Here is a 12,872-nt window from a genome sequence, read left to right as displayed (position 1 = left end):
CGCGACGCGGCTCGCCCTGCCTGAGACGTCGCGGTTCTGGGTTCCCGCCTGCGCGGGAATGACAAGGCGCCGGTGCCGGTGCCACAGCCGGCACCCGATCCCGGGCCACCACCCGCCGCGTCATGGCCGGACTTGTTCCGGCCATCCACGTCTTATCCCATCGCGCAGAGGAAGACGTGGATACCCGCGACAAGCGCGGGCATGACGAGGAGAATTCTCACGGGTTGTCAGACAGGGCCGCTTTCGCGGAGCCTGGGACCCATCGCCGCCGACGATCCAAGGAGGGCCGGGACGCGGAGCGCCTCCTGCGCCGACAGGCAGGCACGAGCTGGATCAACGCAATAAAATAAGATTTGTCAAAAGCTTAGAGGCGGTGGCTGAGCCGGTATGTTACCTCCCGTCAGGCCCTGTGAGAGTGCGACAATGGCGAGCCTGCCGGCCATCCTCCCTGACCTGAGAATAAGTTGCTGAAACGTAAATGGATTTTGGCTTCGTGCTTGCCTCTGGAAAACCTGTCAAAACGCTTGAAAATCGCGCCGTTCTCGCCCATCTAAGAGACTGATTTCAATTGGATTCGCGGGCCTGCCGAACGGCTTGACGAAGCGGCATCGGAAGTCGCCTCTCGCGAAAGGGCAGACCGTTTTAAGAAAGACCAACCTTGACCGATCCGAACGATAACCGCCCTGACGGTCCCGGTGGGGACCAGCCGGCGAGCGACATCAAGCTGATTTCCATCGTCGACGAGATGAAGCGCTCCTATCTCGATTACGCCATGAGCGTGATCGTGAGCCGCGCTTTGCCCGATGCGCGCGACGGCCTCAAGCCCGTGCACCGGCGCATCCTCTATTCGATGCACGAGAACGGCTATACGCCGGACAAGAAATACGTGAAGTCCGCCCGCATCGTCGGCGACGTGATGGGTCAGTACCACCCACACGGCGACAGCGCGATCTACGACGCCTTGGTGCGCATGGCGCAGGACTTCTCGCTGCGTCTCATGCTCGTGGACGGGCAGGGCAATTTCGGCTCCGTGGACGGCGATCCGCCGGCGGCCATGCGCTACACCGAGTCCCGCCTCGCCAAGCCGGCCATGCCGCTGCTCGACGACATCGACAAGGACACGGTCGACTTCACGCCCAACTACGACGAGTCGAAGGACGAGCCGTCGGTTCTGCCGGCGCGCTTTCCGAACCTGCTCGTCAACGGCGCCGGCGGCATCGCGGTCGGCATGGCGACCAACATGCCGCCCCACAACCTGGGCGAGGTCATCAACGGCTGCCTGGCCTTCATCGACAACGACGACATCTCGACCGAGGAACTGATCGAGATCATCCCCGGTCCGGATTTCCCGACCGGCGCGCTGATCCTCGGACGCGCGGGCGTCAAGTCCGCCTACACCACGGGCCGCGGCTCCATCGTCATGCGGGCGAAGTCCGAGGTGGAGGAGATCCGCAAGGACCGCGAGGCGCTGATCTTCACCGAGATCCCGTATCAGGTGAACAAGGCCTCGCTGATCGAGAAGATCGCCGAGCTCGTGCGCGAGAAGAAGATCGAGGGCATCGCCGACCTGCGCGACGAATCCGACCGCGACGGCATGCGCATCGTGGTCGAGATCAAGCGCGACGCCATGGCCGACGTGGTGCTCAACCAGCTTTATCGCTACACGCCGCTGCAGACGAGCTTCGGCGCCAACATGGTGGCGCTCAACGGCGGCCGTCCCGAGCTGATGAACCTGAAGGACCTGATCAAGGCCTTCGTGGATTTCCGTGAGGAGGTCGTCTCCCGCCGCACCAAGTATCTGCTCAACAAGGCGCGCGAACGTGCTCACGTGTTGTGCGGACTTGCTATCGCGGTCGCCAATATCGACGAAGTCATTCGTCTCATCCGCACGGCGCCCGATCCGAACGCCGCCCGCGAAGCCCTCATGGGCCGCGACTGGCCGGCGCACGACATCGCGCCGCTCATCGCGCTCGTGGACGATCCGCGCCACAAGATCAACGACGACGGCACCTATCGTCTCTCCGAGACGCAGGCTCGCGCCATCCTCGATCTGCGCCTCCAGCGCCTCACGGCTCTGGGCCGCGACGAGATCGGTGACGAGTTGTCGAAGCTCGCGGCGGAGATCTCCGACTATCTCGAGATCCTGCGTTCGCGCGCTCGCATCATGGGCATCATCAAGGATGAGCTGGTCGAAGTTCGCGACGCCTTCGCGACGCCGCGCAAGACCCAGATCGTCGATTGGGATTCCGACGTCGACGACGAGGACCTGATCGCCCGCGAGGACATGGTGGTCACCGTGTCTCATGCCGGCTACATCAAGCGCGTGCCGCTCTCGACCTATCGGGCGCAGCGCCGCGGCGGCAAGGGCCGTTCCGCCATGACGACGCGGGACGAGGATTTCGTCACCCGTCTCTTCGTGGCGAACACCCACACGCCGGTCATCTTCTTCTCCTCCGAGGGGCAGGCCTACAAGGAGAAGGTGTGGCGCCTGCCGCTGGCCGCTCCCAACGCCAAGGGCAAGGCCCTGGTGAACATGCTGCCCATCAAGCAGGGCGAGCGGATCACCACCATCATGCCGCTGCCCGAGGACGAGGCGTCCTGGGACAAGCTGGACGTGATGTTCGCCACCTCGCGCGGCACGGTTCGCCGCAACAAGCTGTCGGACTTCGTCCAGGTCAATCGCGGCGGCAAGATCGCCATGAAGCTCGATGAGGGCGACCACATCGTCGACGTGCAGATCTGCTCGGAGAACGACGACGTGCTGCTCACCACGGCCAAGGGCCAGTGCATCCGCTTCCCGGTCACGGACGTGCGCGTGTTCAAGGGTCGCGATTCCATGGGCGTGCGCGGCATCAATCTCGCCGAGGGCGACGACATCATCTCCATGGCGATCCTGCGCCACGTGGAAGCGACCGGCGAGGAGCGGGCGGCCTATCTCAAGATGCGCCGCGCGGTCACCGGCGAGCAGATGGGTGCTGATGCCGACGCCTCCGAGGATGCGGAGGAGACGGAAGGCGCCAACTTCTCGCTCTCGCAGGAGCGCTACGCGGAGATGAGCGCGCAGGAGCAGTGCATCCTGACGATCTCCGAGAAGGGCTACGGCAAGCGCACCGTGTCCTACGAGTACCGCATCACCGGACGCGGCGGCAAAGGCATCACGGCCATGGCGGTCAACAGCCGCAACGGCAAGCTCGTGGCCTCGTTCCCGGTCGACAACGCCGACCAGATCATGCTCGTCACCGATGGCGGCCAGCTGATCCGCGTACCGGTCGAAGGCATCCGCGTCGTCGGCCGCAACTCTCAAGGCGTCACCATCTTCTCCACCCGCGAGAAGGAGAAGGTGGTCTCGGTGGAGCACATCGAGGGCGAGGACGAGGAGAACGGCGAGGGCGTCGAGGACGCTGCAACCGGAAACGGCGAGGCGTCGGAGGAGTAAGAGCTTTCACCTGCTCGAGGAAACGCAAAACCCGCCAGCTTAGGCCGGCGGGTTTTTCATTGGGCGGCTGATGCCACCTCGTCATTGCCGGACAGCACGGCGCCTCACGCGATCCGGGTGGTCGGAACACGTCTGGCCACGACGACGAGCTATCGCTGAGAGTAGCCCAGAGCAAGGCTCCCGATCCTCGGCTTGGCGGCCCTCATGGCAGGTGTGTCGGAGGCAAACCGGCTGTCGCCGGATACGGCGTCGAGGGCCTCCGACGGAGCCTCGTCGTCGGTCTCGAAGACAGGGCTGAAGGTGCAGCCGCCGGGCAGGGTACCCAGTGCCCCGCCATTCCAGTTTTCGATGCTCCCGCCATAATCCCACTCGAACCCATAGAGAGTAAACGGCTTGCCGTTGGCCTTCTCGACAGCCTCGATGGGGGAGCCAATCCGAAGGCCCTCTGGCCCTGACCAACCGGATCCCTCCAAGCGGATGCGCACGGGGCGCCGGAGGGTTTTCTCGTCGGACCAAAGCACGACGAGACGTCGGACCGGATCTTTCGGAAAGACGATGCTGGCCCTGACTGCCAGGCCTTCCGGCTCACGGACCGTCGTCCGGATGACGTTCTCACGGCCGAAGCTGGCAACGAGGCGCTTGTGATCGGTATCCTTCGCGAAGGGGCCCCGGCACGTGATTTCGTCGGCGAAGGCGGAAGCAGTTGTCAGAAACACTGCTGAGACGGCAATTCCTAAACGCAACACGAGTGCCCCGTCATTTAAGTCAGGCTGGCCAGCGCGGCTGGGCTCAGAACCGCGACGGCAGTGACGGCGACGATGAAAAATCGGAAGATCATGGCTCTCTCCTGACAAGGCGAATCCTGTTTCTCACGGGGCCGTCCAGTTTGCGGTGTGCCAGCGCACGGCTTGCCCGACGGCCCTAATCCGGCTACGCCTTGGTCCCATGACCCGCACTGCGCTCTATACCGGCAGCTTCGATCCCGTCACCAACGGGCACCTGGACGTCCTGCGCCAGGCCTGCAGCGTGGCGGACAGGATCGTGGTTGCCATCGGGGTCCATTCCTCGAAGGCGCCGATCTTTTCCGCCGAGGAGCGGGCCGAGATGCTGCGCGAGGTCTGCGGGCCGGTGCTGCAGGAGAGGGGCGTCGCATTGGAGGTCGCGACCTTCAACGATCTGGCCGTCGAGGCGGCCCGCCGCCACGGCGCGAGCCTCATCGTGCGCGGCCTCAGGGACGGGACGGATTTCGACTACGAGATCCAGATGGCGTCCATGAACGCCGCCATGGCGCCGGAGGTCCAGACCCTGTTCTTCGCGGCTTCGCCCCCGGTTCGCCCCATCACGGCCACGCTTGTGCGCCAGATCGCCGGGATGGGCGGCGATGTCTCGGCCTTCGTGCCGGGGCTTGTCGCGGAGCGCCTGAAGGCCAAATTCAGGCGGCCATAAAGTTTCATCATCCTCGAAGGAGATATCGACCCATGAAGCGTTTGCTCGCAGCCGGAGCGCTTGTACTCGCAGGCCTCGTCCCGGCCGTAGCCCAGCAGGCCAACGATCCGCAGAACACGGTCTTCCTCGACACCAAGGACGGCCGCATCACCATCCGCCTGCGGCCGGATCTGGCGCCCAAGCATGTGGAGCAGATCAAGGCCCTGACGAAGCAGGGCTTTTACAACGGCGTCGTCTTCCACCGGGTGATCGACGGCTTCATGGCCCAGACCGGCGATCCCACCGGCACCGGCACGGGCAAGTCCAGCCTGCCCAACATTCCGGCCGAGTTCACCAAGACCCAGTACAAGCGCGGCTCCGTCGGCATGGCCCGCTCCCAGAGCCCGGATTCCGCCAACAGCCAGTTCTTCATCTGCTACGAAGGCTGTCGCCCGCTCACCGGCCAGTACACGCTTTTCGGCGAGGTCGTGTCCGGCATGGACGTGGTCGACAAGATCAAGAAGGGCGATGCCGCCGCCAATGGCATGGTGTCGAACCCGGACAAGATCGTGAAGATGCAGCTCGCCGCCGACGCGAAGTGATGCTGTCTCTGCGACCACACGGAGCGTGGATTGTCACGCTTGTTCTGAGCTTGAGCCCGGCCGCGCCGGCTCTTGCTCAGGGGCTGTTCGGCGATAACGACGAGTGGCGTGAGCCGCCTCCGTCCCTGCCGCAGAGCTTCAACGGCATCATCCGCCCTCCGAGCGGAGAGGATGTGCCTAAGCAGATCGACACCCTCAACGACATCGTGCGCGCAATGCAGGCCTGCTGGCGGCCGATGGGCGTGCGCTATTCCGGCCAGTCGGTGACGATCCGCATCAGCTTCAAGCGGAATGGCGAGGTGCTCGGCAAGCCGATGATCACGCATTATCGGGAAGGCGAGCCCGACGCGGCGAACCGCGAGGCCTTCACCCAGGCGGTGAGGGAAGCCCTGGTGCGCTGCTCGCCCATGCCGTTCACCGACAAGCTCGGCGCCGCGGTGGCCGGTCGCCCCTTCACCTTCCGCTTCGTCGATTCCCCGGCAACGGAAAAACTGCAGGCCCTCTAGGGATCGTGCGCTTCCGTCCAGGGAGGGCACCGGATCGGCCACGGAAGCGTAAATCCACTTTTGGGCCCGCTGCTCTAGTGACCGGCGGCCGAATCCCCTAGATACACGCCATTCCAAGGAGATTTCTCATGGCAGACCCCGAAAACACCATCATCATGGAAACCACCAAGGGCCGTGTGGTCATCGAGCTGCGTCCCGACCTGGCTCCCGGCCATGTCGAGCGCATCAAGACGCTCTCCCGTCAGGGCTTCTATGACAACGTGCCGTTCCACCGGGTGATCGAGGGCTTCATGGCCCAGACGGGAGACCCGACCGGAACGGGCACCGGCGGTTCCGACCTGCCGGACCTCAAGGCCGAGTTCAATGCCGAGCCGCATGTGCGCGGCGTCTGCTCCATGGCCCGCACCAATTTCCCGCACTCGGCGAACTCGCAGTTCTTCATCGTCTTCGACGACGCCCGCTTCCTCGACAAGCAATATACCGTCTGGGGCAAGGTGACGGAGGGCATGGAAAACGTCGACAAGATCAAGCGCGGTGAGCCCGTGCGCGATCCCGACCGCATCGTCTCCATGAAGGTCGCGGCCGACGCGGCTTAAGAACCTGCCACCATTTGCCGTCATGCCCGGGCTTGTCCCGGGCATCCACGTTTTTGCTCCTGTAAGACGTGGATGGCCACAACGAGTGCGGCCATGACGGCGGCAATGAGTTTTCAAATGCGCGTCGACCTTTTCGACTTCGATCTTCCCGAGAGCCGCATCGCGCTCCGCCCCGTGGAGCCACGGGACGGAGCGCGCATGCTCGTGGTCCGGCCCGAAGCCAGCCTGGAGGACCGGATCGTCCGCGATCTGCCGGATCTGCTGCAGCCCGGCGACGTGCTGGTGCTCAACAACACCAAGGTCATTCCGTCCCGGCTCTATGGCCTGCGCGTTCGCGAGGAGAATGCGGCGAGGGTCGAGATCATGCTGCACAAGCGCGAAGGTGCCGACCGCTGGCGCGCCTTTGCCCGCCCGGCCAAGAAGCTGAACATCGGCGACCGCATCCGCTTCGGAGACCCGTCCGAGAGCACGGCCTGCGAGCTCGTGCGGCTCGATGCCGAGGTCGTGGAGAAAGGCGAGGGGGGCGATGTGGCGCTCCGCTTCTCCTTCGCGGGCGCTTTCCTGGACGAGGCTATCGCACGGCTCGGCGAGCTTCCCTTGCCGCCTTACATCGCCGGCAAACGCCCCACCGACGACAAGGACCGGAGCGACTACCAGACCGTCTACGCGAAGGACGAGGGCGCCGTCGCGGCTCCGACCGCCGGCCTGCATTTCACGGACGATCTCTTCCACCGCCTCGAGGAACGCGGCATCGCCCGTCATTTCGTGACACTTCACGTGGGAGCGGGCACGTTCCTGCCGGTGAAGGCCGACGACACGGACGAGCACCGCATGCATGCGGAATGGGGCTCGGTTTCGTATGAGACCGCGCAGGCGCTCAACGAGGCAAGGGCCAGGGGAGGGCGGATCGTGGCGGTCGGCACCACATCCTTGCGCCTTCTGGAGAGCGCCGCCCGGGAGGACGGGAGCATCGCGCCCTTCTCCGGCGATACCGCCATCTTCATCACGCCCGGCTACAGGTTCAAGGCCGTGGACGTGCTGATGACCAATTTCCACCTGCCACGCTCGACCCTCTTCATGCTGGTTTCCGCCTTTGCAGGACTGAATTGCATGAGGTCGGCCTATGCCCACGCCATCGAAACGGGCTATCGCTTCTATTCCTATGGCGATGCGAGTTTGCTGTTTCGGCGTTGATGCTCCGTATCCTCCCCGGCGCGGAATGCGCGGGAAGGGGATCCATTTACACGTGCGGCGGATTCATCGATCCGCCTCCCTCGGCGGCGCTCCGGCCGGGGAGACAAGATGAGGTTTGAATGACCACCGAGACCTTCACCTTCACCGTCAACAAGACCGACGGCGTAGCGCGCACCGGTGAGATCCGGATGCCCCGCGGGGTCATCCGCACGCCCGCCTTCATGCCGGTCGGGACGGCGGCCACCGTGAAGGCCATGTATCCGGACCAGGTGAAGGCGCTCGGCGCCGACGTGGTGCTCGGCAACACCTATCACCTGATGCTCCGCCCCGGGGCGGAGCGGGTGGCCAGGCTCGGCGGGCTGCACCAGTTCATGAACTGGCCATACCCGATCCTCACCGATTCCGGCGGGTTCCAGGTCATGTCGCTGTCGGCCCTCCGCAAGATCGACGAGACCGGGGTCACCTTTCAGTCCCATATCGACGGATCGACCCATGTGCTCACCCCGGAGCGGTCCATCGAGATCCAGGGACTGCTCGGCTCCGATATCCAGATGCAGCTGGATGAGTGCGTGAAGCTACCGTGCTCCGACGAGGTGGCCGAGAAGGCGATGCGCCTCAGCCTGCGCTGGGCGGAGCGCTGCCGGGTGGCTTTCGGAGAACAGCCGGGAAAAGCCATGTTCGGCATCGTCCAGGGCGGCGCGGTGGAGCGGCTGCGCATCGAGAGCGCGAAGGAACTCGCAGCCTTGAATCTCAAGGGCTACGCCATCGGCGGCCTGGCCGTGGGAGAGCCGCAGGATGTGATGCTGCGCATGATCGAGACGGTCGAGCCGCACATGCCCAGGGAGAAGCCCCGTTACCTCATGGGGGTCGGCACCCCGGATGACATCATCGAGGCGGTGCGCCGGGGCGTGGACATGTTCGACTGCGTCATGCCCACTCGCGCCGGGCGCCACGGTCAGGTCTTCACCCGCCACGGCCGCATGAACCTGCGCAACGCGCGCTTCGCGGAAGATACCGCGCCGCTTGATCCTGAATCGAAGTGCGCCGCCTCGAACACCTATTCGCGCGCCTATCTTCACCATCTCGTCCGCTCGAACGAGATCCTGGGCATGATGCTCCTGACCTGGAACAACCTCGCTTATTACCAGGAACTCATGGCGGGCCTGCGCAAGGCCATCGCCGAGGGGCGGCTCGACGACTATGTCGGCGAGGTCAAGGAGGGCTGGGCCAGGGGTGAGCGGGACAGCAAGGCGGATATCGGCCGGCACGCGGACAATATCGCCATGGCGGACGAGGGATGAAGCCTGAGGCTCGGAGCAGGGCTTCTCCAGGTCACGCCCCGAAATCGGCCCTTCACGGGCCGGAAGCTGAGGATTTGCCCGCCCGGGCGGGGCTTTTCGATTGACCCGGCGCCCGAGACCCCCTATCTCGGGCTCACCCCTGGGAGCGCGTAGCTCAGCCGGTAGAGCATCTGACTTTTAATCAGAGGGTCCTGGGTTCGAGTCCCAGCGCGCTCACCAATCATTTCAAAGGGTTACCGGCATCTACCCTTTGATCCATTTTCGGCTAGGGAGCCAGACGATCTCTCCGGCTGCTCAAGAGCCCCGACATAGGACCGTAGCTTAGAGGCTGGCCTCGCTACCATCACCCGGTTAGCATGGCCGCGACTCATCCAAGCAGGCGAGGGCGGTACGTATGGGGCACGACCATCATCACCATGATCATGACGACCACAGCCATCTCTCGGAAATCGAGCTGCGGGTGCGCGCTCTCGAGTCCATCCTGGTCGAGAAGGGCTATGTCGACCCGACCGCCATCGATGCATTGGTCGAGACCTATGAGGTCAAGGTCGGACCGCGCAATGGCGCCAGGGTGATCGCCAGGGCCTGGGCCGATCCAAGCTACCGGGAATGGCTCCAAACCGACGCGACCGCCGCAATCGCGTCCCTTGGCTTCATTGGCCGTCAGGGTGAGCACATGGTGGCGGTCGAGAACACGCCCGCGCAGCACAATATGGTCGTGTGTACTCTATGCTCCTGCTATCCCTGGCCGGTGCTCGGCTTGCCCCCGGTCTGGTACAAATCCGCCCCCTACCGCTCCCGGGCTGTGCTTGATCCGCGTGGGGTTCTGGCCGAGTTTGGGGTCCACCTGCCGGAGACCACCCGTATCCGGGTTTGGGACTCGACCGCGGAGGTCAGGTACCTCGTGATCCCGATGCGCCCCGAGGGGACGGAGGACATGGGCGAAGAGGCACTGGCCGAGCTCGTCACCCGCGACTCCATGATCGGCACCGGCCTCGCCCTGGCTCCGGAGGCCGCCCGATGAACGGCGCACAGGACCTCGGCGGCATGATGGGCTTCGGCCCGATCGCCATCGAGCAGGACGAGCCCTGGTTCCATGCCGATTGGGAGCGGCGGGCCTTTGGCCTCACCCTGGCGATGGGGGCGACCGGCAGCTGGAATATCGACATGAGCCGGCATGCCCGCGAGTCCTTGCCGCCTGCTGAGTACCTCACCTCGAGCTACTACGAGATCTGGACCAAGGGTGTCGAAAAGCTGGTTGTCGCCGCAGGGCTTGTCACTCCGGATGAACTGACGCGCGGCCGGTCCTTGACGGAACCAGCGCCGATCAAGCGGGTGCTCAAGGCTGAAGACGTGCCAGCAGTGCTGGCCCGCGGTGGTCCGGCCGAGCGCCCGATAGAGCCGCCGGCACGTTTTGCGGTGGGTGACCGGGTCCGCACCCGCACCATGCACCCTCAGGGCCACACCCGCCTGCCGCGCTACGCTCGCGGCAAGACGGGCGTTGTCGAGTTGGTGCATGGCGGCCACGTGTTTCCGGACGCGAACGCTCATGGACAGGGCGAGCAGCCGCAATGGCTCTACACCGTCTGCTTCCAGGGTCGGGAGCTGTGGGGCGAGCAGGCGGATCCGACCGTCAGTGTCTCGATCGACGCCTGGGAGAGCTATCTTGAGCCGGCATGAGGATATGACCCGCGTGGCCGCAGAGGTTGCGCCGATTCCCCGCGACGAGGATGGCAAGCCTGTCTTCCGGGAGCCGTGGGAGGCCCAGGCCTTTGCAATGACGCTGGCCTTGTACGAGCAGGGACTGTTTACGTGGGCCGAGTGGGCTGCCGCGCTCTCGGCTGCGATCAAACAGGCTCAGGCATCTGGTGATTGCGATGATGGCTCGACCTACTACCAGCATTGGCTGGCTGCGATCGAGCAGTTGGTTCAGGACAAGGGAATCGCAAGTGAAGAGACGCTTGCGTCAAGACGGGATGCCTGGGATCGCGCGGCGCATGCGACACCACATGGCCAGCCAATTCTGCTTGCGAATGATCCACTCGGGTAGTCCGCAAGCCACAGATACATTCAAGTTGGTGATATGGTGTGCGCCGTGAATTGAACTCTGCGTGTGAGAGGCGCGCTCACGTTCGGCTTATGGTGAATCGCGGCTGACGGTCATCAATCTGCCGTCAGGAGGCAGCGTGGTAATGAGACAGCGCATGGCATGCTAGAGCATCGTGCGGCCCCAGCGGGCCGCACTGGCGAAAAAGTGGACCCGGTATTCGCTGACGCGGCCCTCCGGGCCCGCGCCCAACGATGCGCTCTTCCAAGAGTGGAGCATCGGATGGATCCCAATACTGCAAATCCACTTTTGGGTCCGATGCTCAAGTCACCTATCACTACTTTGGCACTTTCATCAGTGAACCTAGGGTGAAGCGGGCACGGCAGAAGGGACATCGGAGGCGCATGGCATGCGCCAGATGATCAAGCAGCATGCGCCGAACGGCCGGCAGCGTCGGTTGTGGCGGTGGTCCGCCGGCTTTTCTTTTTTCCCCCTGTGGCGGCCTGCAGCCGCAGATGCTGCAAGAACAAATACGCGATCAGCGTCAGCAGCGCGTGTCGGTGCAGCCCGCGCCACGAGCGGCCCTCGAAGTGATCGAGCCCGAGCTCTTCCTTGAGCTGCTGGTGCGCCTGCTCGCACACCCACCGGGCTTTGATGAGAGAAGCCAATTGCTTCAGCGTCGTGTCGGGCGGCAGGTTGGACAGGTAGTATTTGCGCTCGCCTGAGGGGCGATGCTCGCCCACGAGCCACACCTCGTCGCCGGGCAGATGCTGACCGGTCCGTCCCTGAAGACGCACCTCAGGCCCATCAGCCACCCGCACGCGCACGGCTGCGAACTTCGCCTTCAGCGGACCCTTGGTGCCGCGCCGCCAGGTGACCTGACGCCAGGAGGCGGTGGCCAGCATGGCTTCGGCCGCGATCGCCTCCTGATCTGGGATGAGCCGCGTGCGGGGTCGGCCGCGCGAGGGCGGGGGCGTGATCATCTGCACGTCCGCCGTGTAGACCTTCTGAATGCGCGGAATGCCCACCGCCCACAGCAGCCCTAAGGCTGAGAGTGCCTGCCGGAAGGGCCCGCTGATGCCATAGCCGGCATCGGCCAGCACCGCCCCGAAGCTTACGCCGGCTTGCAGCAGACGTTTGAGTTCCTCCAGGGCGATCTCCGGCTTGGTGCGCTGCGTCCAGAACGCCTCGGGCACGCCCGCCTGCTGCAGGCGCTCGGGATCCTGGATCCAGGTGTCGGGCAGAAACAGCCGCAAAACGATCGGGACCGGCACCTCACCCTTGGCGAGGGTGAGCGACACCAGGCTCTGACAATTGGCCTGCTTGCCCACCACTCCGGCATATTGCGAGGCGACACCCACGGAGTGCGTGCCTTTCTTGAGCAGCGCCGTGTCGTCGATCACCAGGATCGCGTCTGGCCCGCCAACGAGCCGGGTGGCCTGAGCCAGGAGTTCGGCCTCGAGCGGCGCCTCGTCCCACGGGCCCACGGCCACGAAGTGATGCAGCTGGTCATAGTCGGCGGGCGCCACCCGGGCGGCCATCGGCTGCAGGCTCTTGCGCTCACCTGGCCCGATCAGGCCCGCCACATAGAGCGGGCACATGCGCCGGCGAGCCGGATGGTGAAGAGGGGTGAGGAAGGGTTCGAGCCAGGACTGAAGTTCGTGTTCCCACGCCACTGAGGTGCTCATGACAACCTCCTGCGGACCATCCTTCCGAGAAGACGTCGGCAGGCCTCGCCTGGTTCCTCATGCCTGCCAAAGTAGTG

12 protein-coding genes and 1 tRNA gene are annotated in these 12,872 nt (G+C 64.7%); 11 read left to right on the top strand and 2 right to left on the bottom strand.

From position 1 onward, the window contains the following. Positions 1-745 precede the first annotated feature (745 nt). Positions 746-3,436, top strand: coding sequence for a DNA gyrase subunit A (gene gyrA, locus DDF70_RS32355; protein ID WP_245435740.1), 2,691 nt, complete (start codon positions 746-748; stop codon positions 3,434-3,436). Positions 3,437-3,585: 149 nt separating this feature from the next. Here gyrA and DDF70_RS32350 read toward each other — a convergent pair whose 3' ends face one another. After that, the gene (locus tag DDF70_RS32350; protein ID WP_114948722.1) at positions 3,586-4,152 is read right to left on the bottom strand and encodes a hypothetical protein; all 567 of its coding nucleotides are present in this window, start codon (positions 4,150-4,152) and stop codon (positions 3,586-3,588) included. Between the two features lie 229 nt (positions 4,153-4,381). On the opposite strand from DDF70_RS32350, the gene coaD reads away from it, so the two are divergent. The 10 genes from coaD (at position 4,382) to DDF70_RS32300 (ending at position 11,110) form a co-directional block, all read left to right on the top strand. Continuing rightward, positions 4,382-4,882, top strand: a complete 501-nt coding sequence (coaD, locus tag DDF70_RS32345) for a pantetheine-phosphate adenylyltransferase (protein WP_114948721.1) — start codon at positions 4,382-4,384, stop codon at positions 4,880-4,882. A 32-nt stretch (positions 4,883-4,914) separates the two neighbouring features. Continuing rightward, positions 4,915-5,463, top strand: a complete 549-nt coding sequence (locus tag DDF70_RS32340; RefSeq protein WP_114948720.1) for a peptidylprolyl isomerase — start codon at positions 4,915-4,917, stop codon at positions 5,461-5,463. Next, positions 5,463-5,969 carry a hypothetical protein gene (locus DDF70_RS32335; protein ID WP_114948719.1) on the top strand — a complete coding sequence of 169 codons (507 nt, stop codon included), beginning with the start codon at positions 5,463-5,465 and terminating at the stop codon, positions 5,967-5,969. The genes DDF70_RS32340 and DDF70_RS32335 overlap by 1 nt, the downstream gene beginning before the upstream one ends. Before the next feature lie 128 nt (positions 5,970-6,097). Further along, positions 6,098-6,565 carry a peptidylprolyl isomerase gene (locus DDF70_RS32330; protein WP_114948718.1) on the top strand — a complete coding sequence of 156 codons (468 nt, stop codon included), beginning with the start codon at positions 6,098-6,100 and terminating at the stop codon, positions 6,563-6,565. A 117-nt stretch (positions 6,566-6,682) separates the two neighbouring features. Continuing rightward, entirely contained in the window at positions 6,683-7,759 is a 1,077-nt protein-coding gene (queA, locus tag DDF70_RS32325; RefSeq protein WP_114948717.1) for a tRNA preQ1(34) S-adenosylmethionine ribosyltransferase-isomerase QueA, read from the top strand. A gap of 119 nt (positions 7,760-7,878) precedes the next feature. Beyond that, positions 7,879-9,060 carry a tRNA guanosine(34) transglycosylase Tgt gene (gene tgt / locus DDF70_RS32320; protein WP_114948716.1) on the top strand — a complete coding sequence of 394 codons (1,182 nt, stop codon included), beginning with the start codon at positions 7,879-7,881 and terminating at the stop codon, positions 9,058-9,060. Positions 9,061-9,203: 143 nt separating this feature from the next. Then, positions 9,204-9,279, top strand: a tRNA-Lys gene (locus tag DDF70_RS32315). A gap of 175 nt (positions 9,280-9,454) precedes the next feature. Beyond that, the gene (gene nthA, locus DDF70_RS32310; protein ID WP_114948715.1) at positions 9,455-10,084 is read left to right on the top strand and encodes a nitrile hydratase subunit alpha; all 630 of its coding nucleotides are present in this window, start codon (positions 9,455-9,457) and stop codon (positions 10,082-10,084) included. Further along, on the top strand, positions 10,081-10,740 hold the full coding sequence (gene nthB / locus DDF70_RS32305) for a nitrile hydratase subunit beta (protein ID WP_114948714.1): 660 nt from the start codon (positions 10,081-10,083) through the stop codon (positions 10,738-10,740). The genes nthA and nthB overlap by 4 nt, the downstream gene beginning before the upstream one ends. Positions 10,741-10,744: 4 nt before the next feature. Continuing rightward, positions 10,745-11,110, top strand: a complete 366-nt coding sequence (locus tag DDF70_RS32300; protein ID WP_114948725.1) for a nitrile hydratase accessory protein — start codon at positions 10,745-10,747, stop codon at positions 11,108-11,110. Positions 11,111-11,529: 419 nt separating this feature from the next. Here DDF70_RS32300 and DDF70_RS32295 read toward each other — a convergent pair whose 3' ends face one another. Beyond that, a complete protein-coding gene (locus tag DDF70_RS32295; RefSeq protein WP_114947673.1) occupies positions 11,530-12,795 on the bottom strand; it encodes an IS701 family transposase in 1,266 nt (421 codons plus the stop codon). Positions 12,796-12,872 lie beyond the last annotated feature (77 nt).

Origin of the sequence: Microvirga calopogonii (assembly GCF_003347665.1) — a bacterium.
Lineage (GTDB): Bacteria > Pseudomonadota > Alphaproteobacteria > Rhizobiales > Beijerinckiaceae > Microvirga > Microvirga calopogonii.
Note: the sequence above shows the minus strand (reverse complement) of the source record. Positions and strands in the feature narration are given on the sequence as shown.

Coding starts and splice junctions, on each gene's coding strand:
- tgt (WP_114948716.1), top strand. CDS start 7,879: ATGACCACCGAGACCTTCACCTTCACCGTCAACAAGACCGACGGCGTA.
- DDF70_RS32300 (WP_114948725.1), top strand. CDS start 10,745: ATGACCCGCGTGGCCGCAGAGGTTGCGCCGATTCCCCGCGACGAGGAT.
- coaD (WP_114948721.1), top strand. CDS start 4,382: ATGACCCGCACTGCGCTCTATACCGGCAGCTTCGATCCCGTCACCAAC.
- queA (WP_114948717.1), top strand. CDS start 6,683: ATGCGCGTCGACCTTTTCGACTTCGATCTTCCCGAGAGCCGCATCGCG.
- DDF70_RS32340 (WP_114948720.1), top strand. CDS start 4,915: ATGAAGCGTTTGCTCGCAGCCGGAGCGCTTGTACTCGCAGGCCTCGTC.
- DDF70_RS32335 (WP_114948719.1), top strand. CDS start 5,463: ATGCTGTCTCTGCGACCACACGGAGCGTGGATTGTCACGCTTGTTCTG.
- nthB (WP_114948714.1), top strand. CDS start 10,081: ATGAACGGCGCACAGGACCTCGGCGGCATGATGGGCTTCGGCCCGATC.
- DDF70_RS32330 (WP_114948718.1), top strand. CDS start 6,098: ATGGCAGACCCCGAAAACACCATCATCATGGAAACCACCAAGGGCCGT.
- gyrA (WP_245435740.1), top strand. CDS start 746: ATGAAGCGCTCCTATCTCGATTACGCCATGAGCGTGATCGTGAGCCGC.
- DDF70_RS32295 (WP_114947673.1), bottom strand. CDS start 12,795: ATGAGCACCTCAGTGGCGTGGGAACACGAACTTCAGTCCTGGCTCGAA.
- nthA (WP_114948715.1), top strand. CDS start 9,455: ATGGGGCACGACCATCATCACCATGATCATGACGACCACAGCCATCTC.